We start from the raw sequence: 17,359 nt of genomic DNA on the forward strand, positions 1-17,359 counted from the left end.
TTCTATCTTCCTCAGAGTAACGCAAAAGACAACGGGATGTGCTCCGAAAATAAAAACGGGCGGCAAAAGCCACCCGTTTTTAGAGGGGTCGACAGGATTAAATAGCCCAGCCGCCCGCATAGAATGCAACCAGCGCCACCGAGATCACCACCGTACCGATGTTCAGCTTACGCCATTCGCCAGAGACCAGACGACCGATCACCAGCGTCGCAAAACCGATCATAATGCCGGTCACGATGTTGCAGGTCAGGACGATAAATACCGCCGTGACCAAACCGGCCATCGCATCAACAAAATCAGTAAAGTCGATTTTGCCCACGTTGCTCAGCATCAGCAGACCGACATACATCAGCGCTGGCGCTGTTGCATAGACCGGCACCAGGTAGGAGAGCGGGGAAAGGAACAGGATAAACAGGAACAACACGCCAACGGTAATCGCCGTCAGGCCAGTTTTTCCGCCTGCTGCCGTACCGGCTGCTGATTCGATGTACACCGCAGCCGGAGCCGCACCGACCAGCCCGGAGAAGACGCTGCTCAGGGAGTCCGTGGTCAGCGCTTTACCGCCGTCGATAATCTGCCCGTCTTTATCCAGCAGGTTCGCCTGACCGGCGACCGCACGGATTGTGCCTGTGGCATCAAACACCGCCGTCATCACCAACGCCAGTACGCTCGGCAGTACAACAGGGTTCAGCGCGCCCATAATGTCCAGGCTGCCAATCAGCGAGTTACCGTTCTCATCGCTCAGAGAAGGCATGGCAAAAACACCGGAGAAATGCACGTTCGGGTCGAAGATCAGACCCACAACGGAAATACCGATGATGGTGAGCAGGATACCGCCTGGCACTTTCAGTTTTTCCAGGCCGACAATCACCGCCAGACCAATCAGCGACATGATCACCGGGAAGGAGCCAAAATGACCCAGCGCGACCGGCAGGCCGTCCAGCGGGTTCTTAATCACCAGACCCACGCCGTTCGCGGCAATCAACAGCAGGAACAAGCCGATACCAATCCCTGTACCGTGCGCCACACCCTGCGGCAGGTTTCGCAGGATCCAACTACGGATACCCGTTGCGGAGATGACCGTAAACAGGACACCCATCAGGAACACCGCGCCAAGCGCGACCGGTACGCTGATGTGCTGACCCAATACCAGACTAAACGCGGTGAACGCGGTCAGAGAAATCGCACAACCAATGGCCAGAGGCAGGTTCGCCCACAGACCCATTACAATCGAACCCACACCCGCCACCAGACAGGTCGCCACAAATACAGCGGCTGGCGGGAATCCTGCTTTACCCAGCATCCCCGGAACGACGATCACAGAGTAGACCATCGCCAGAAACGTCGTTAATCCGGCAACCACTTCCTGACGGACGGTACTTCCACGGTGTGAAATTTTAAACCAGGCGTCAAGTGAACCGCCGGTACGCGCTGAAGGCGTAGACATAGAAAACATCCCCTGAGAGTTTATTTTTTCGTCGATATGCGTGGTGGACAATCCACTGCCAGCGAAACGTCATCTCCATGTGCTACGTTTGCAACAATAGGGGTGTCGCAAAAAAGCAAACGTTTAGCTCCGCGCATACAAAACGGGTAGTAAAAAAAAGCAAACGATTATCCAGCGATTCTACGGGGGTTTTCAACTGAACTTTGTCCCTTTTTACGCATTTCTTTTTAGAATGGCGAAGAAACAGACAATCGATGCGCAAACGTTATCGTCAATGCGCAATCTGATAACAATTTTCTCCTGAGCTGTTCATAAATCAACCAGAAAACATTTTATCCGCCGGGGATCTCAAATGCGCCTCCCTGATGAATCGCGCGTTGCCAGGCGGGTCGCGTCTCCACCCGTTTTTTCCAGGCGCTGATGTGCGTCAGGTCATCAATTCCGCTTCTGGCAAGCAGCGCAAACAGCGGGAAGCTCATTTGAATATCCGCCATGCTGATATGCTCTCCGGCAAACCAGGGGCGTTCCGCCAGATGCGCATCAATATAGCGGGCGTGCGTTTCCAGTTGCGGATTGAGCCAGGCTTTTTGCACCCCTTGTCCCAGCACGCCGCCCAGCGTACGCAACCCAAAAGGAACGGGAGGTTTACCAAGGCTCACGAAAACCAGTTTCAGCAGGAGCAGAGGCATCAGCGAACCTTCGGCATAATGAAGCCAGAACCGGTACTGCCGTTTCTGTTCGCTATCAGCCGGTTTAAAGTGCCCTGCGCTGTCATAGGTTTCCTGCAAATACTCAAGTATTGCCCCAGACTCGGCGAGGATGGCGCCGTTGTCTTCAATCACCGGGGATTTACCAAGAGGGTGGATTTTTTTCAGCGCCGGCGGCGCCAGCATCGTCTTTTCACGCTGATAACGAATAATCTGGTACGGCAGCGATAACTCCTCTAATGCCCACAGTACGCGCTGGGATCGGGACTGATTCAAGTGATGTACTGTCAGCATGTTTGCCTCCTGTTTTTCATTCCAATTAACTATAGAAAATTGTCGAAGATGGCGTAAAAATTTCGGCTAAATAATCGCCATAACAGTGGCAAACCTGCGGTCGTGGCATACAATTACAGTATCAACACAGACCGGAACCTCCACCACGTGCTCGACTGAGGGGTGTTGATGTCGGGGGAAACCCTCCCGTGAACCAGCGGGATAGAGTGAAAGACAAAGACCGGAAACAAACTAAAGCGCCCTCCTGTGGCGCTTTAGTTTTGTCCTGTTATGACTGGAGCGCGCGTTTTCCGTCCTGCAAAAACGCGTAAATGGCAACCCTGGTCAACATCGCGCCAGCGGGTCAACGCAAACCGTTTAATCATCTTCCAGCAATCGCGCGCCCGTCCCCTGCTCGCCTAACTGATCGCCAGGGTTACGTAATGGGCAGTCGCTACGAGAAAGACAACCGCAGCCAATACACCCGTCCAGTTCATCACGCAACGCCTCCAGCGTGTGAATACGCCTGTCCAGTTCCTCACGCCACTGCGATGAAAGCTGCCGCCACTCTTTTGCACTCAAGGTATGACCTTCCGGCAGCACGCCCAGCGCCTCGCCAATGGTGGCAAGGGGAATGCCAATTCGCTGAGCAATTTTGATAATCGCCACATAACGCAACACATCGCGCTTATATCGTCGCTGATTGCCGCTGTTGCGAATACTGCTGATCAGCCCTTTGCTTTCGTAAAAGTGCAAAGCGGATACCGCCACGCCGCTACGCTTTGCCACCTCGCCCGGTGTCAAAAGGGCTTTAATGCGGGGTAATTTCTTTTCCATAAATCGCTTTACCTCAAGTTAACTTGAGGAATTATACTCGCCCGCAGACAAAACGACGAATTGAACACTGAGAAAGAGGCAGCAATATGTCCCATCAGCAGATTATTCAAACCCTTATTGAATGGATTGATGAACATATCGACCAACCGCTGAACATTGATGTGGTCGCAAAAAAATCAGGTTATTCGAAGTGGTACTTGCAGCGAATGTTCCGAACGGTGATGCGCCAGACGTTGGGCGACTATATTCGCCAGCGTCGACTCCTGCTGGCTGCCGTTGAACTACGAACGACCGAGCGCCCGATTTTTGATATTGCGATGGATCTGGGATATGTGTCGCAACAAACCTTTTCGCGTGTCTTCCGCCGCGAGTTTGATCGCACCCCCAGCGACTACCGCCATAGCCTGTAATATTACTGCTCGTGCTGCATCATGCTCACGAGCGGTCGTTGTAACCACTGCTTGAACTCTTGCGGCGGCAGTGCTTTCGCAAAGTGCCATCCCTGACAGTAATGGACACCGCGCTTAAGCAGCCAGGTGACCTGCTCTTGCGTTTCCACACCTTCCGCAATGGTCTTCAGACGCAGGCTTTGCGCCATCTCAATAATATGTTCCGCGATAAGATGGCTGGTGCTGTTGGTGGTTAACGTATCGACAAACGATTTGTCGATCTTCAGAATGTCGACATTCAACGAATACAGATTGTGCAGGTTCGAATACCCGGTGCCGAAATCATCAATGGCAACTTCGTAGCCCGCCTGACGAAACGCCTGAATCACCGGCGTCATTTTAGGTACATCAATAAATCCGCGCTCCGTCACTTCCACTTTAATTTGTTGCGCAAGCACTGAATGCTGACGTGCTTTTTCAGCAATTAACGCAATCAGGCGCGAGGAGTGAAAATCGGAAGCCGAGAGGTTGATCGAAATATACAGATGGGGATGCCGCGCCAGGAAATGGCCCAAATCATTGAACACCCCTTCGACGACATAATCCGTAAGCTGTTCAATCATGCCCTCTTTTTCTGCCAGTTGGATAAACTCCGTGGGGCTCATGACCTGTCCTTCACATCCCGGCCAGCGCAACAGTGCCTCGGCACCGACGCATTTTTCATTTTTGACATCAATGATCGGCTGGTAATGCACACAGAGTTGACGTTTATCAATCGCCCGCTGCAGCAAACGGCGAGGAGAATGATAATCCCGGCGGGTACGCCACCCCATCAACAGCAGAAGAATGCTACAGATAATGCCTAACGGCAGTGTCAGCGTGGCCTGGTGATACAGATTCTGGTAAAAACGGGCGTTTGAAGTCGAAACAATCACCGCTATCGGGCGTTTTTCGGAATGCACAATCGTGTAGAAACGATTGTCTTCCTGAAAAACTAATTTATTACGGCGTATCAGCGGGAGTAATTGTTCAACATTGGCCCACTCGCTGACAGAGAAAAATGATTCGGTGACCGTATCATACACCCCCCAGGCCAGGGACTGATCGTCAGACATCACTTCACTGTAAGATAACGGATTTATCACCGCTACATAGTTTCCCCTTTGCATATACGTCATTTTATAGCCTGCAAAAAAAGGGGTATCGCGATAGTAATAAATAGCGGTGTCAGGTTTTCGTTGATAATTGGCAGAGGGAATAATATAAGGGCTGGCGGGCGCCATAACGGTCGAACACAAGAAATGATCGCCCTGGGCATAAATTAGCTCGCTAATATACAGGCGACCACGAATAATATTCAGCATACGCTGCTGATGTGCGGAAGTGCATGCCTTGCCATGATACTGTTCTGCCGCATCACGCGCTAAATCAGCCTGTAGGATAACCAGCTCGGTTTTATCTAACGCCAGTTGTGCAAAAGAGTGAAGTTGGTTGTGCGTTTCGGATACCGCGCGTCCTTGTGCGAACCATAGCGCCAGCATCACGGGGAGCAATGCCACCATGATTGTTCCGAGGAACTTCAGCATCTTGCTGCGCGCACTACGATTCATTTCAGCCCTATTTCCCTGCAGTATATGTGCCTGTAATCATCAAGGCTGGATGTTCTGGCTCAATAATTCGAGTCGCAGGACAAACCGTAGTGACGCGGCACGTAAAAGCGAACCCAGGCACTCACAAAACGCAATGACCGGGGTGAACGAATGCAGCCGTCGCACATGCAACTTGAAACACGTTGAGCCTATAACAAACAGGTGGTTAAATTGCATGAATCTATCAACATTAGCAACAGACTTTTCTTAGTAAAAATCTGAGATTGACGGATGATGATAATATTTTCCCGTAAGGCAAACTTGAGGTTACGTTTATTTTTATTAAGGAATACGCGCCCCAGCAAGGATTCGGATTTTTCTTAAATGAAAATATGCGTATTTTTAAAGAATTTCGTTAACTTTTCTGAATGGTTAATTTTACTGAAAATATAAATGAGTAATAAAGATACATCTTTATTACTCAACGCCTGCCGCTAAATAATGTGAATAATCGCGCATACAACCTGAAACATGACCGCCAGAAGTCCTCTCCCCCCTTATTTACCACATATTTACTGTGGTTATAAAACAGGCAAAAAAGGGGGTTCCACGCTGGCGAATAAATCACTCGGTGTGATATAGTTCACAAAACGAATGAAACAAAAACAACGTTTCATTAAGTCTTGTTTTCAAAGCCCGCCGATAGCCAGAGTGCACCACGTCTCCCGTGAACAGCACCATGCTGTCCAGGGCAGCAGCTACTCTCAGAGGATTTGTTTCATGGCAACCATCACCACTGGCGTGGTTCTTCTTCGCTGGCAATTGCTGAGCGCCGTGCTCATGTTTTTAGCCAGCACGCTGAATATTCGGTTTCGTAAATCAGACGCTATTGGGCTGTCAGTCATCAGTAGCGCACTTGGCGTAGCCTCCGCCTGTTGGTTTGCGACCGGTCTGCTCGGCATTACTCTGGTGGATATCTCGACCATCTGGAGCAATATCGAATCGGTGATGGTGGAGGTGATGAGCCATACGCCACCCGAGTGGCCGATGGTGTTAGTCTGATGTTGAGAAGAGCCTCCTCCGTGGAGGCTTTTTATTAGGCAATAAAAAACCCCCTGCCGAGACAAGGGGTTGCAGAAAACACGTTACCGTATTAACCCATAATTATCAGAACGGGATGTCGTCATCGAAATCCATCGGCGGTTCGTTAGACGGTGCCGGTGCAGACTGCTGCGGACGAGACTGCGCGCCGCCGCTGAACTGATTGCCACCCTGAGGCTGTTGAGGCTGACCCCAACCACCCTGCTGCTGACCACCTGCACTGCCGCCTGCCGGAGCGCCGCCGCCCTGACGGCCACCCAGCATCTGCATGGTGCCGCCGACGTTAACCACCACTTCTGTCGTGTATTTTTCTACGCCGGACTGATCGGTCCATTTACGGGTACGCAACTGACCTTCAATATAGACCTGAGAACCTTTACGCAGGTATTCGCTGGCGACTTCCGCCAGTTTGCCAAACAGCACAACACGGTGCCATTCGGTCTGCTCTTTCATCTCACCGGTCGCTTTATCACGCCAGGATTCGGAAGTAGCCAGCGTAATGTTGGCAACTGCGCCACCATTCGGCATATAGCGTACTTCCGGGTCCTGGCCCAGATTACCGACGAGAATCACCTTGTTTACGCCTCTGCTGGCCATGATCGTGTCTCCTGAAAAACGTTTCTTAATAAGTGTAAGCGCGGGATTGTAGCATTTCCAATAGCGCTTTTACTACGTTGCGAGGTCGATTCCAGTCAACAACCTCAGCCGGACATTGTTACACAGGCACCTGCGTTTTGCATTCCGATACTGGATATCCATTCAGGTTTTATTGTGTCATAATTAACCGTTTGTCGTCACCGGTGGCTCCATGCGACCGGGCAAAAGCGTTTAATCCAGGAAAGGTGAATGGATAAGATCGAAGTTCGGGGCGCCCGCACCCATAATCTCAAAAACATCAACCTCGTCATCCCCCGCGACAAATTAATTGTCGTGACCGGGCTTTCGGGTTCTGGCAAATCCTCGCTCGCTTTCGACACCTTGTATGCCGAGGGGCAGCGTCGTTACGTTGAATCCCTTTCCGCGTATGCGCGTCAGTTTCTGTCGCTGATGGAAAAGCCGGACGTCGACCACATTGAGGGGCTGTCGCCCGCCATCTCAATTGAACAGAAATCGACGTCCCACAACCCGCGCTCTACGGTCGGGACAATTACCGAAATCCACGACTACCTGCGTCTGTTGTTCGCCCGCGTCGGTGAGCCGCGCTGCCCGGATCACGATGTTCCGCTGGCGGCCCAGACCGTCAGCCAGATGGTGGATAACGTGCTGTCGCAGCCAGAGGGAAAGCGCCTGATGCTGCTGGCGCCAGTTATCAAAGAGCGTAAAGGCGAACACACCAAAACGCTGGAAAATCTGGCGAGCCAGGGCTACATCCGCGCCCGTATTGACGGTGAGGTGTGCGATCTCTCCGATCCGCCGAAACTGGAACTGCAAAAGAAACACACCATTGAGGTGGTGATCGACCGCTTCAAAGTCCGCGACGATCTCTCCCAACGCCTGGCCGAATCGTTTGAAACGGCGCTGGAGCTTTCCGGCGGTACGGCGGTAGTGGCCGACATGGATGACCCAAAAGCGGAAGAGCTGCTCTTCTCCGCCAACTTCGCTTGTCCAATTTGCGGCTACAGTATGCGTGAACTGGAACCCCGGCTGTTTTCATTCAACAACCCGGCGGGCGCCTGCCCGACCTGCGACGGCCTTGGCGTGCAACAGTATTTCGATCCCGACCGGGTGATCCAGAATCCCGAGCTGTCACTGGCGGGTGGCGCTATCCGCGGCTGGGACCGTCGTAACTTCTATTACTTCCAGATGCTGAAATCGCTGGCTGAGCACTATAAGTTCGACGTGGATGCGCCGTGGGCCAGCCTGAGCGCGAATGTTCACAAAGTCGTGCTGTACGGTTCAGGTAAAGAGAACATTGAATTTAAGTACATGAACGATCGCGGCGATACCTCAGTACGTCGCCATCCGTTCGAAGGCGTGCTGCACAATATGGAGCGCCGCTACAAAGAGACGGAATCCAGTGCGGTGCGCGAAGAGCTGGCGAAGTTCATCAGTAATCGTCCGTGCGCCAGTTGTGAAGGTACGCGCCTGCGTCGTGAAGCACGTCATGTGTTTGTTGAAAACACGCCGCTGCCTGCGATTTCCGACATGAGCATCGGCCATGCGATGGACTTCTTCAGCAACCTCAAGCTCGCCGGTCAGCGGGCGAAGATCGCGGAGAAAATCCTGAAAGAGATCGGCGATCGCCTCAAGTTCCTCGTCAACGTCGGCCTGAATTACCTGACGCTTTCCCGTTCTGCGGAAACCCTCTCCGGCGGCGAAGCGCAGCGTATCCGTTTGGCCAGCCAGATTGGCGCGGGGTTAGTCGGCGTGATGTACGTGCTGGATGAACCGTCGATTGGTTTGCATCAACGTGACAACGAACGTCTGCTGGGAACGCTTGTCCATCTGCGTAATCTTGGTAACACCGTTATCGTCGTGGAACACGACGAAGATGCGATTCGCGCCGCTGACCATGTGATCGATATCGGCCCTGGCGCGGGCGTCCATGGCGGTCAGGTGGTAGCAGAAGGCACGCTCGACGATATCATGGCGGTTCCGGAATCGCTCACCGGCCAGTACATGAGCGGCAAACGCAAGATTGAAGTGCCCAAACAACGCGTTGCGGCGGATCCCGAGAAAGTGTTGCGACTGACGGGTGCGCGAGGCAACAACCTGAAAGACGTGACGCTGACGCTGCCCGTGGGCCTGTTTACCTGCATTACCGGCGTTTCCGGTTCCGGTAAATCGACCTTGATTAACGACACGTTGTTCCCGATTGCGCAAACGCAGTTGAATGGCGCGACGCTGGCTGAACCCGCGCCGTATCGCGATATTCAGGGTCTTGAACATTTTGATAAGGTCATCGACATCGACCAAAGCCCGATTGGCCGTACACCGCGTTCCAACCCGGCGACCTATACCGGCGTGTTCACCCCTGTACGTGAACTGTTTGCCGGTGTACCGGAATCACGCTCGCGCGGGTATACGCCAGGACGCTTCAGCTTTAACGTGCGTGGCGGGCGCTGCGAAGCCTGTCAGGGCGATGGCGTGATCAAAGTCGAAATGCACTTCCTGCCGGATATCTATGTGCCGTGCGATCAGTGCAAAGGCAAACGCTACAACCGCGAAACGCTGGAGATTAAGTACAAAGGCAAGACCATCCACGAAGTGCTGGATATGACCATCGAAGAAGCGCGCGAGTTTTTTGATGCCGTTCCGGCGCTGGCGCGTAAGCTGCAAACCCTGATGGATGTCGGTCTGACTTACATTCGTCTTGGTCAGTCGGCGACGACGCTCTCCGGTGGTGAAGCGCAGCGCGTGAAACTGGCGCGCGAGTTATCCAAACGCGGCACCGGGCAGACGCTCTATATTCTCGATGAGCCAACGACCGGTCTGCACTTTGCGGATATTCAGCAACTGCTGGACGTGCTGCATCAGTTGCGCGATCAAGGCAACACCATAGTGGTGATTGAGCACAATCTGGACGTGATTAAGACGGCGGACTGGATTGTCGATTTAGGCCCGGAAGGCGGCAGCGGCGGCGGGGAAATCCTCGTCTCCGGTACGCCAGAAACCGTTGCAGAGTGCGAAGCCTCACACACTGCCCGTTTCCTCAAACCGATGCTGTAGTGGTAGAAATGCCGCTTCCTGGGATGTCAGGAAGCGGCACTGATCGCCTCAACGTTCCGCGTCATATCAACTGCTTACGTTTCTCATCCGGTAGCGTGTTCACGGCCTGCTGATAAGAGGCGTCAACCAGGTAATAGATCTGCGAATCCGGCAGTGAGCCGTCCAGATATACCGTGCTCCAGTGCGCTTTGTTCAGATGTCGGCTGGGACGCACGTCGCTGTGTTGCTGCCGCAACAACTCTGCCAGTTCAGGGCTGGTTTTCAGAGAAACTGCAGGACGTTCTTCCACCTCTTTCACCATCGCGAAGAGGACATCTTCCACTTTAATTTGTGTGGCCTTCCAGTCGCTGTGCACGCTCTGCTCTGCGCCTGTTTTTGCCATGCAATATTGCAGTAACTCCGAATTGGTCATCTTTATTCCCCTTACACGCATGCCGCCCACTGAGAACATCTTTTATTCAGTGTGCAGCAAGTCAGCGAAAGGTAAAAGTGAACAGCTCAATTTTGTTTAAAAAAACAGCAAACCGGCAAGCGCAACGCTCCCCCACTGTCTTAATATTCTGAGTTGACGATCACTTCTTCACCAAACGCGCCTGCCTGCGGCAACGGTTTGTAGGTTGAGTTCGACGCACGCAGAATACGAACGCCACGAATCCCCACATCACGGGCGGCGGTAATATCGTTATCCGAATCGCCGTAGAACATCAGGATATTTTTACTCTGCAACCACTGTGTTTTGGTGTTCTGCCCTGCTTTATCACCCGCGAAGATCACCGGATTCATCGCCGCTGCCGGAATATGGAAGTTATCGGCCAGCGTTTTGGAGACAGTTTCTGTTTTCGTCTGACTGCGTCCGGTGACAAAGAAGATGCTGTCGCCGCGGCGAACATGCATGTCAATGAGTTGACGCGCGACCTCTTTCGGGATGCTGAACTCATCCCAGCCATTATTCATCTTCTCCCAGAACGCCGGATTCTTCAGGTAATCTTCACTGTCCGGGGACCAGGTTTTTTTGCCGCGCCAGAAGCCCGGGCTGGAAAACAGCACGGTGTCATCAATATCAAATCCGACGGCCATCGGGGGGCGTCCTGCCAGACTGTTTTCAATTTGTGCAACAGAAACCCAGTGAATGGGGGCTTGCTCTGCGAGCTTAGCGACATTGGTTCCGGGGTGTAATGGCGAAGGAGAAGAGGCCAGAGCTTCAGCGGGACCGTTTAGTGTGAACAATAAGCAAACGGCGCTCAATGCCAACGTTATCTTGCGCATATTTTTCCCTAAATAGTCAGCGAGTTATGATTATAAAATTGAGCCTGCGCTCAAAAAAACTCTCTGACCATAACCCCGGAGGGGGGTTAAGGGAAGAATTATCTCCGGTTTTGTTATAGAAAAAGAGCATGATCACACCCTGCCCTTAATTTATGTTACTGAATGTGATCACTCCCGATATAACACGCTGTGTGATAAACCACACAGTACCCGATGTATTCTGCTCACTTACTCACACAATGGTACTATTTCATTTCTCATCATCACTGCGTAAGGAATATACTGGTCGCATTTATCATACTCGTCCGTGGATACTGAATGAGAACACCATGCTCTTTTATTATTAAAAACAGATGGCGATTTCACATCACAAGTATTTTTCTCCTGATATTAATGCTGACCATCTCTGTATTATTTCTGCATATGCGTTTTATGACCTTAGTCGGCACGGATAAAATGCGTTTAGAGATGTACAAGTCAACATTATATTCAACGATAGATCAATATTATATTTTGCCTTATATGCTGTCGATGGACAATATAATAAAACAGTCTATGGACCAACCGGGTGATAATGTTTCCGAGAGCCTTAATAAGCATGTTGAGTATTTCAATACACAATTAAAAACAGCAGCGATATTTATTCTTAATGCGCAAGGCAAAACCATTGCTTCCAGTAACTGGAAAGAACCCGGAAGTTATGTGGGTCAGGACTATAGCTATCGCCCCTACTATAAACAAGCGATGATGGGGCTGAACGGTAGATTCTACGGTATCGGCAGTACAACGAATACCCCGGGATTCTTCCTGTCTACCGGTATCAAGCGCGAGGGAAAAATCGTCGGCGTCGTGGTCGTTAAAATTAGCCTTAATGATATTGAAAACGTATGGGCAGAAGGCCCTGAAAATATCATCGTGAGTGATGAACACAGCATTATATTTTTAAGTTCAAAGTCACAATGGCGAATGAGAACCTTAGAACCATTACCTTCTCAAATAAAAGAAAAATTACAATTAACTCGTCAATACAGTTTAAATAACATTTTACCTGCTGATTATTATCCATGTTTCACATTTGGTGAGTTTATTTTCTTAAAAGAGAAAGCAAATCAATTTTGTTTATTACCCCGTTTTTACACTCAGCAAATTACCATTCCCGAGTTTAACTGGAAAATGACCATCATTGTGCCATTAGATAATTTCTACTGGACATGGGCAATTTCACTGGTAATCACCCTCATTTTGTATTTACTGGTGCTGGTCATCATCAAATACTGGCGTATGCGATCGCATGCTCAACAGTTATTAACACAGGCAAATGAAACGCTTGAGATGCAGGTTAAAGAACGGACTTATGCTCTCGAGACAATGAATCAAAAACTGCTTCAGGAGATGAAAGAACGCAGTCAGGCAGAGCACATTATTCAACTGACGCGCAGCGAACTGGCGGAATCCAATAAGCTTGCCGCCTTAGGGCAGATGGCGACAGAAATCGCCCATGAGCAAAACCAACCGTTGGCCGCGATCCATGCTCTGACGGACAACGCCCGCACGATGCTGGCGAAAAAGATGTATTCGCAGACAGACCAGAATCTCAAATACATCATTTCCGTTGTTGAACGAATGACTCAATTAATGTCGGAACTAAAAACCTTCGCCTCCCGCCATCGGGTGCCAAAAGGTTCTGCGGATGTGATTAAAGTCATGCACAGCGCGGTCGCATTGCTGAATCACAGCATGGAAAAAAATAATCTTGAACGCCGAATTAAAGCACCGTCCAGTCCTCTCTTTGTCGGTTGTGATGAATTGGGTCTTGAGCAGATCTTTAGTAATTTGATAACCAATGCCCTGGACGCGATGGAAGATCAGCAACGTAAACGTCTGGATATCTCAATTTATAAGGCAGATCATAAAGTTATCATCACACTGAAAGACAATGGCTGCGGATTTTCACCCCAAATTATTGAGCGAATATTTGAAGCGTTTTTCACCACCAAACGTCGAGGTATTGGGCTCGGTCTCGCTATTGTCAGCGAAATAGTCAGAAACTCGAATGGAACAATCCACGCCAGTAATCATCCGGAAGGTGGTGCGATGATTACTTTATCATGGCCAGAATGGAGAGAAGACAATGGTAAATAATGCAAACGATATTACCATTATTTATATTGAGGACAGCGATGATGTGCGCTTTGCCTGCGAGCAAACGCTGACCCTCGCAGGTTATCGCGTGATATCTTGTTCTAATGCTGAGCAGAGTTTACCGGTGATTGAGAGTCAAACGAATATTATTGTGCTCACCGATGTCAGACTTCCCGGGATATCCGGTTTAGAGTTATTAAACCGTATTATTGAAATCGATGCCAAAATCCCCGTCATTTTAATCACCGGTCATGGCGATGTTGAAATGGCCGTTGAAGCCATGCGCAATGGCGCCTGCGATTTTATCGAAAAACCCTGTAGCTCCGATAAATTGCTCAGCATTATTGCCAGCGCGGTGGAAAAACGCCGACTGGTATTAGAGAACAAGCAATTGCTCACCCGCCTGCAACAAGAAAACGGCCCAATTCTGATTGGTCGTAGCCCGCAAATGCAGCAATTGCGTAAAATGATCATGAATGTCGCGGATACGGATGCCGATGTGCTTATTTACGGCGAAACCGGCTGTGGCAAAGAAGTTGTCGCCCGCATGTTGCACCACTGGAGCACCCGCCATAAAGGTCAGTTTGTCGCATTAAACTGTGCAGGATTACCTGAAACCCTCTTTGAAAGTGAAATTTTCGGTCATGAGCCCGGTGCGTTTACCGGCGCGCTGAAGAAGCGAATTGGGAAAATAGAACACGCTAACGGCGGTACACTATTTCTGGATGAAATTGAAGGTATGCCGCCAGGTATGCAGGTGAAACTTTTACGCGTATTGCAAGAACGAACCATTGAGCGACTCGGCGCCAACCAATTAATTCCGGTGAACTGCCGCGTTATCGCCGCGACAAAAGAAGATCTGCTGCGCCAGAGTGAAGAAAATAATTTCCGCGCTGACCTTTATTACCGTCTGAACGTGGTGAGCCTGAGTATTCCTCCTCTGCGCCAGCGACGGGAGGATATTCCAGAACTATTTTACTGGTTCGCCAGTCAGGCTGCGCAAAAATACAATCGCCCCCTGCCCGATATTTCCCCCATGCTGCTTGCCTGGCTCCAGTCACAAAGTTGGCCTGGCAATGTGCGGGAACTTAAACACAATGCCGAGCGCTTTGTATTAGGATTATTAACCCAGCACCAGTCAGTGCCGATGACCCAGCAAGAGGAACGAGGTCTGACCGCCTGTATTGATGCGTTCGAGAAAAAACTCATTGAGGATATGCTGCGACAAACAGAAGGTCAGGTCAGTTTGACTGCGCGGCTACTGCAACTGCCGCGCAAGACGTTATATGACAAACTGAATAAGCACCAGATTCAGCCCCAGCTTTACCGACTGGACTCAACCAGCTAGTGCAGGCGTCTGGGGATGCAGACCCAAATCAATCCCTTTGCGGGCGTAGTGTTCCACCACCCATGACCAGAACGCGGTCGGGATCGCAATCGTTTTGCTGTTGCGCTCCCGCGTTTCGGCCTCCGGCATCCCAGGGTAAATAACCGGCCTGCCCCCCGGCTGCGGCCGGGTCGCCAGCAGGTAGTCGGCAAAAAACTGCCCTTTCTCTTCCGCCCGATCGCTGAATTTCGCGGGATCAATGATCAATGCAAACAGGTGGTTATGCGCGGATCCATCGGCCTGATGATCTTCTGCGATCGTATCCCCACCGGACAAGATCCCCGCCATCATTTCAATCATCAACGCCAGACCAAACCCTTTATGTTCGCCAAACGGCAACAGCGCGCCCGATGGCGAAGTAAACAGCACCCCCGGATCGGTGCTGGGATTGCCTTGCGCATCAATCACCTGCCCCGGCGCTGCCTGTTTGCCCTCAACAGACATCACCCGCGCTTTGTTCAACGCCATACTGCTGGTCGCAAAATCAACCAGCATCGGCGGCCTGCCATCGTTAAACGGCCAGGCAAAACAGAACGGATTGGTGGTCATGCGGGCCTGCGCTCCCCCCCAGGGAGCGACCAGCGCCGGTCTTCCGGTGACATTGCTCATCGCCAGCATCGCCAGCCCTTTATCGCTCGCCATCTGGCCAAAGTGTCCCATACGCCCTAAATGGTGCGCGTGGCACAAGGTGAGCAGACAAAATCCATGTTCTTTTGCTCGCTCAATGGCCGCATTCATCGCCACTTTTGCCGCGTGCTGACCAAAACCATTATGCGCATGGTAACGCAGCAGATGGCCTTCGCTGACCAGCGCTTCGGGTCGGGCATTGGGTGTCACGTCGCCTCTGGCGATGTTCTCAAGATATTTCGGGAGTAGCGTGACGCCGTGGCTGGGAAAACCATAACGTTCGGCCTCAATCATGTGTTCAGCGACATCCTGGGCGATATCCGCATCGCAGCCATTCAGCTCAAGTAATCCCGCCGTTAACCAACGGACTTTTTCCAGTGCAATTTGCAGTGACATGGCGTATCTCCTTACATCAGACCCAGAAATTTCCACCAGGTGGCGGCAAAAAACAGCAGTAGCAAATAACCAATCACAGAGAGCCAAATCCCCACGCGGGTGAACTGGCGCGGCGAGAAGGTATCGGTTCCCAGACACACCATGTTTTGCGGCGCATTAATCGGCAAAATGAAACCAAAGCTGACGCTAAAGGCCAACAGAATGGTCATACCGACTGGGTTAACGCCCAGTTCCGGCGGCAGACTGCTCAACAGGCTGATCAGAATCGGCAGCAGCGCGGCGGTTAACGCGGTGGCACTGGCGAATCCCAGGTGGATGACAATCAGGAACGCGGCAAGAATGGCGAAGATCGCCAGCGGGGGTAACGCGTCCAGACCAAAACCTTGCACGACGTAATTTGCCATCCAGGATGCCGCCTGGGTATCAAGCAGCGTAGAGCCCAGGCTTATCCCGATACCAAACATCAGCAACGTCCCCCACTGCACGCGCTTCTCCACTTCTTTCCACTGCATCACACCAATGCCCGGCATCAGCATGACCGCCAGGCCAGCCAGCGTAACGGAGGTCGTGTCAATGCTGTGCAGTTTTCCGCCAGTAGACCAGAACACCAGCAACAACAATGAGATAGCAATCAGACGTTTTTCTTTCCCCGTTGTTGGCCCCAATTCCACCAGCGCTTTTTTAATCGCATCACTGCCTCCTTCAACCGCTTCCGTTTCCGGTGGCAGCAGTTTTCGGGCCAGGAAGTAGAGGATCACCGACATTGCCAGGCTCCAGGGCGCGCCTGCTAACAGCCAGTCGAGCCAACTGACCGAATGACCAGCACCAAATGTTTTATTGATAAAGCCGATGGAAAGCAGGTTCTGCGCGGCGGAAGTCTGGATACCCACGTTCCAGATACTGGTTGCCTGAGCGATAACAATCATCATAGATGCCGCAAGGCGGGAGTGTTTATCGACCTTAAATGCGGCAATAACCCCCATCATAATCGGCACGACACAGGCCGTACGGGCCGTGGCGCTGGGAACCACCAGGCTCAATACAATGGTCACGACAATCGCGCCAATAATAATACTGCGGCTACTGGCGCCTATTTTTGACATGGTAAATAACGCGATCCGCTTATCCAGACCGGTTATTGTCATTGCCGCCGCAATAAACATCGCCGCCGCGACCAGGGCCAGCGCAGAATTAGAAAAACCTGAGAGCGTCATTTTCAGGGCTTTCTCTGTACCCAGAATGGTGTCCGGGTGGTTCATATCCGGCGCAAAGCCAACCATGAAAATAATCAATGCCGAAATGACAATCGCGCTGGCGGTATAATCCATCGCTTCGCTTATCCAGACAATGATCGCAAAAACTAAAATCGCAATCATATGTTGCCCGGCAACCGGTAATGAGTCACCCAGCGGCAGGAACATAATAATAAGACCGGCAATAATGGCGAGCCATAAACCAGGGTTAGGGATGATGCTACGCTTTTGCGCAACATTATTAGGGACTGATGACATAATCACCTCAACGTGAAA

14 protein-coding genes are annotated in these 17,359 nt (G+C 51.3%); 5 read left to right on the forward strand and 9 right to left on the reverse strand.

Translation table 11 applies throughout. The features are described from left to right. Positions 1 to 97: 97 nt before the first annotated feature. The 3 genes from ghxP to soxR all read right to left on the reverse strand — a co-directional run bounded on the left by ghxP (position 98) and on the right by soxR (position 3,264). Positions 98 to 1,447, reverse strand: coding sequence for a guanine/hypoxanthine transporter GhxP (gene ghxP, locus ACO7SM_RS20100; protein ID WP_490468965.1), 1,350 nt, complete (start codon positions 1,445 to 1,447; stop codon positions 98 to 100). 332 nt (positions 1,448 to 1,779) lie between these two features. Continuing rightward, positions 1,780 to 2,448, reverse strand: coding sequence for a glutathione S-transferase family protein (locus tag ACO7SM_RS20105; protein WP_490468966.1), 669 nt, complete (start codon positions 2,446 to 2,448; stop codon positions 1,780 to 1,782). A gap of 357 nt (positions 2,449 to 2,805) precedes the next feature. Next, on the reverse strand, positions 2,806 to 3,264 hold the full coding sequence (soxR, locus tag ACO7SM_RS20110) for a redox-sensitive transcriptional activator SoxR (protein ID WP_490468967.1): 459 nt from the start codon (positions 3,262 to 3,264) through the stop codon (positions 2,806 to 2,808). Between the two features lie 86 nt (positions 3,265 to 3,350). Between soxR and soxS the strand changes: the two genes are divergently transcribed. After that, positions 3,351 to 3,674 carry a superoxide response transcriptional regulator SoxS gene (gene soxS / locus ACO7SM_RS20115; protein WP_162381798.1) on the forward strand — a complete coding sequence of 108 codons (324 nt, stop codon included), beginning with the start codon at positions 3,351 to 3,353 and terminating at the stop codon, positions 3,672 to 3,674. Between the two features lie 2 nt (positions 3,675 to 3,676). Here the strand turns inward: soxS and ACO7SM_RS20120 are convergent, their stop codons facing one another. Continuing rightward, entirely contained in the window at positions 3,677 to 5,263 is a 1,587-nt protein-coding gene (locus ACO7SM_RS20120; RefSeq protein WP_490468968.1) for an EAL domain-containing protein, read from the reverse strand. A gap of 759 nt (positions 5,264 to 6,022) precedes the next feature. On the opposite strand from ACO7SM_RS20120, the gene ACO7SM_RS20125 reads away from it, so the two are divergent. Then, positions 6,023 to 6,304, forward strand: coding sequence for a YjcB family protein (locus ACO7SM_RS20125; RefSeq protein WP_490468969.1), 282 nt, complete (start codon positions 6,023 to 6,025; stop codon positions 6,302 to 6,304). 105 nt (positions 6,305 to 6,409) lie between these two features. Here ACO7SM_RS20125 and ssb1 read toward each other — a convergent pair whose 3' ends face one another. Next, entirely contained in the window at positions 6,410 to 6,940 is a 531-nt protein-coding gene (ssb1, locus tag ACO7SM_RS20130; RefSeq protein WP_192613760.1) for a single-stranded DNA-binding protein SSB1, read from the reverse strand. Between the two features lie 249 nt (positions 6,941 to 7,189). Between ssb1 and uvrA the strand changes: the two genes are divergently transcribed. Beyond that, positions 7,190 to 10,012 (forward strand): excinuclease ABC subunit UvrA, encoded by a 2,823-nt coding sequence (gene uvrA, locus ACO7SM_RS20135; RefSeq protein WP_192613761.1) that lies wholly within the window; start codon positions 7,190 to 7,192, stop codon positions 10,010 to 10,012. A 61-nt stretch (positions 10,013 to 10,073) separates the two neighbouring features. On the opposite strand, the gene ACO7SM_RS20140 is transcribed toward uvrA, so the two are convergent. Both ACO7SM_RS20140 and aphA read right to left on the reverse strand, forming a co-directional pair. After that, the gene (locus tag ACO7SM_RS20140; protein ID WP_192613762.1) at positions 10,074 to 10,424 is read right to left on the reverse strand and encodes an MmcQ/YjbR family DNA-binding protein; all 351 of its coding nucleotides are present in this window, start codon (positions 10,422 to 10,424) and stop codon (positions 10,074 to 10,076) included. Positions 10,425 to 10,564: 140 nt separating this feature from the next. Further along, complete coding sequence (gene aphA / locus ACO7SM_RS20145) at positions 10,565 to 11,278, reverse strand: acid phosphatase AphA (protein WP_490468970.1); 714 nt, start codon at positions 11,276 to 11,278, stop codon at positions 10,565 to 10,567. A gap of 393 nt (positions 11,279 to 11,671) precedes the next feature. On the opposite strand from aphA, the gene ACO7SM_RS20150 reads away from it, so the two are divergent. After that, positions 11,672 to 13,420, forward strand: coding sequence for an ATP-binding protein (locus ACO7SM_RS20150; protein ID WP_490468971.1), 1,749 nt, complete (start codon positions 11,672 to 11,674; stop codon positions 13,418 to 13,420). Beyond that, on the forward strand, positions 13,410 to 14,768 hold the full coding sequence (locus ACO7SM_RS20155; RefSeq protein ID WP_490468972.1) for a sigma-54-dependent transcriptional regulator: 1,359 nt from the start codon (positions 13,410 to 13,412) through the stop codon (positions 14,766 to 14,768). The genes ACO7SM_RS20150 and ACO7SM_RS20155 overlap by 11 nt, the downstream gene beginning before the upstream one ends. On the opposite strand, the gene ACO7SM_RS20160 is transcribed toward ACO7SM_RS20155, so the two are convergent. Further along, positions 14,757 to 15,830 carry an Ldh family oxidoreductase gene (locus ACO7SM_RS20160; protein ID WP_490468973.1) on the reverse strand — a complete coding sequence of 358 codons (1,074 nt, stop codon included), beginning with the start codon at positions 15,828 to 15,830 and terminating at the stop codon, positions 14,757 to 14,759. The genes ACO7SM_RS20155 and ACO7SM_RS20160 overlap by 12 nt on opposite strands. A gap of 11 nt (positions 15,831 to 15,841) precedes the next feature. Continuing rightward, positions 15,842 to 17,341, reverse strand: coding sequence for a DASS family sodium-coupled anion symporter (locus ACO7SM_RS20165; protein ID WP_490468974.1), 1,500 nt, complete (start codon positions 17,339 to 17,341; stop codon positions 15,842 to 15,844). Positions 17,342 to 17,359 lie beyond the last annotated feature (18 nt).

Source organism: Citrobacter sp. LJND-P06, assembly GCF_058188415.1.

Bases quoted from the DNA above. Each gene is read 5' to 3' on its own strand.
- soxR (WP_490468967.1), bottom strand. From the start codon at position 3,264: ATGGAAAAGAAATTACCCCGCATTAAAGCCCTTTTGACACCGGGCGAG.
- ACO7SM_RS20150 (WP_490468971.1), top strand. From the start codon at position 11,672: ATGCTGACCATCTCTGTATTATTTCTGCATATGCGTTTTATGACCTTA.
- ACO7SM_RS20155 (WP_490468972.1), top strand. From the start codon at position 13,410: ATGGTAAATAATGCAAACGATATTACCATTATTTATATTGAGGACAGC.
- ACO7SM_RS20125 (WP_490468969.1), top strand. From the start codon at position 6,023: ATGGCAACCATCACCACTGGCGTGGTTCTTCTTCGCTGGCAATTGCTG.
- ACO7SM_RS20165 (WP_490468974.1), bottom strand. From the start codon at position 17,341: ATGTCATCAGTCCCTAATAATGTTGCGCAAAAGCGTAGCATCATCCCT.
- uvrA (WP_192613761.1), top strand. From the start codon at position 7,190: ATGGATAAGATCGAAGTTCGGGGCGCCCGCACCCATAATCTCAAAAAC.
- ACO7SM_RS20120 (WP_490468968.1), bottom strand. From the start codon at position 5,263: ATGAATCGTAGTGCGCGCAGCAAGATGCTGAAGTTCCTCGGAACAATC.
- ACO7SM_RS20140 (WP_192613762.1), bottom strand. From the start codon at position 10,424: ATGACCAATTCGGAGTTACTGCAATATTGCATGGCAAAAACAGGCGCA.
- aphA (WP_490468970.1), bottom strand. From the start codon at position 11,278: ATGCGCAAGATAACGTTGGCATTGAGCGCCGTTTGCTTATTGTTCACA.
- ACO7SM_RS20105 (WP_490468966.1), bottom strand. From the start codon at position 2,448: ATGCTGACAGTACATCACTTGAATCAGTCCCGATCCCAGCGCGTACTG.
- ACO7SM_RS20160 (WP_490468973.1), bottom strand. From the start codon at position 15,830: ATGTCACTGCAAATTGCACTGGAAAAAGTCCGTTGGTTAACGGCGGGA.
- ssb1 (WP_192613760.1), bottom strand. From the start codon at position 6,940: ATGGCCAGCAGAGGCGTAAACAAGGTGATTCTCGTCGGTAATCTGGGC.
- soxS (WP_162381798.1), top strand. From the start codon at position 3,351: ATGTCCCATCAGCAGATTATTCAAACCCTTATTGAATGGATTGATGAA.
- ghxP (WP_490468965.1), bottom strand. From the start codon at position 1,447: ATGTCTACGCCTTCAGCGCGTACCGGCGGTTCACTTGACGCCTGGTTT.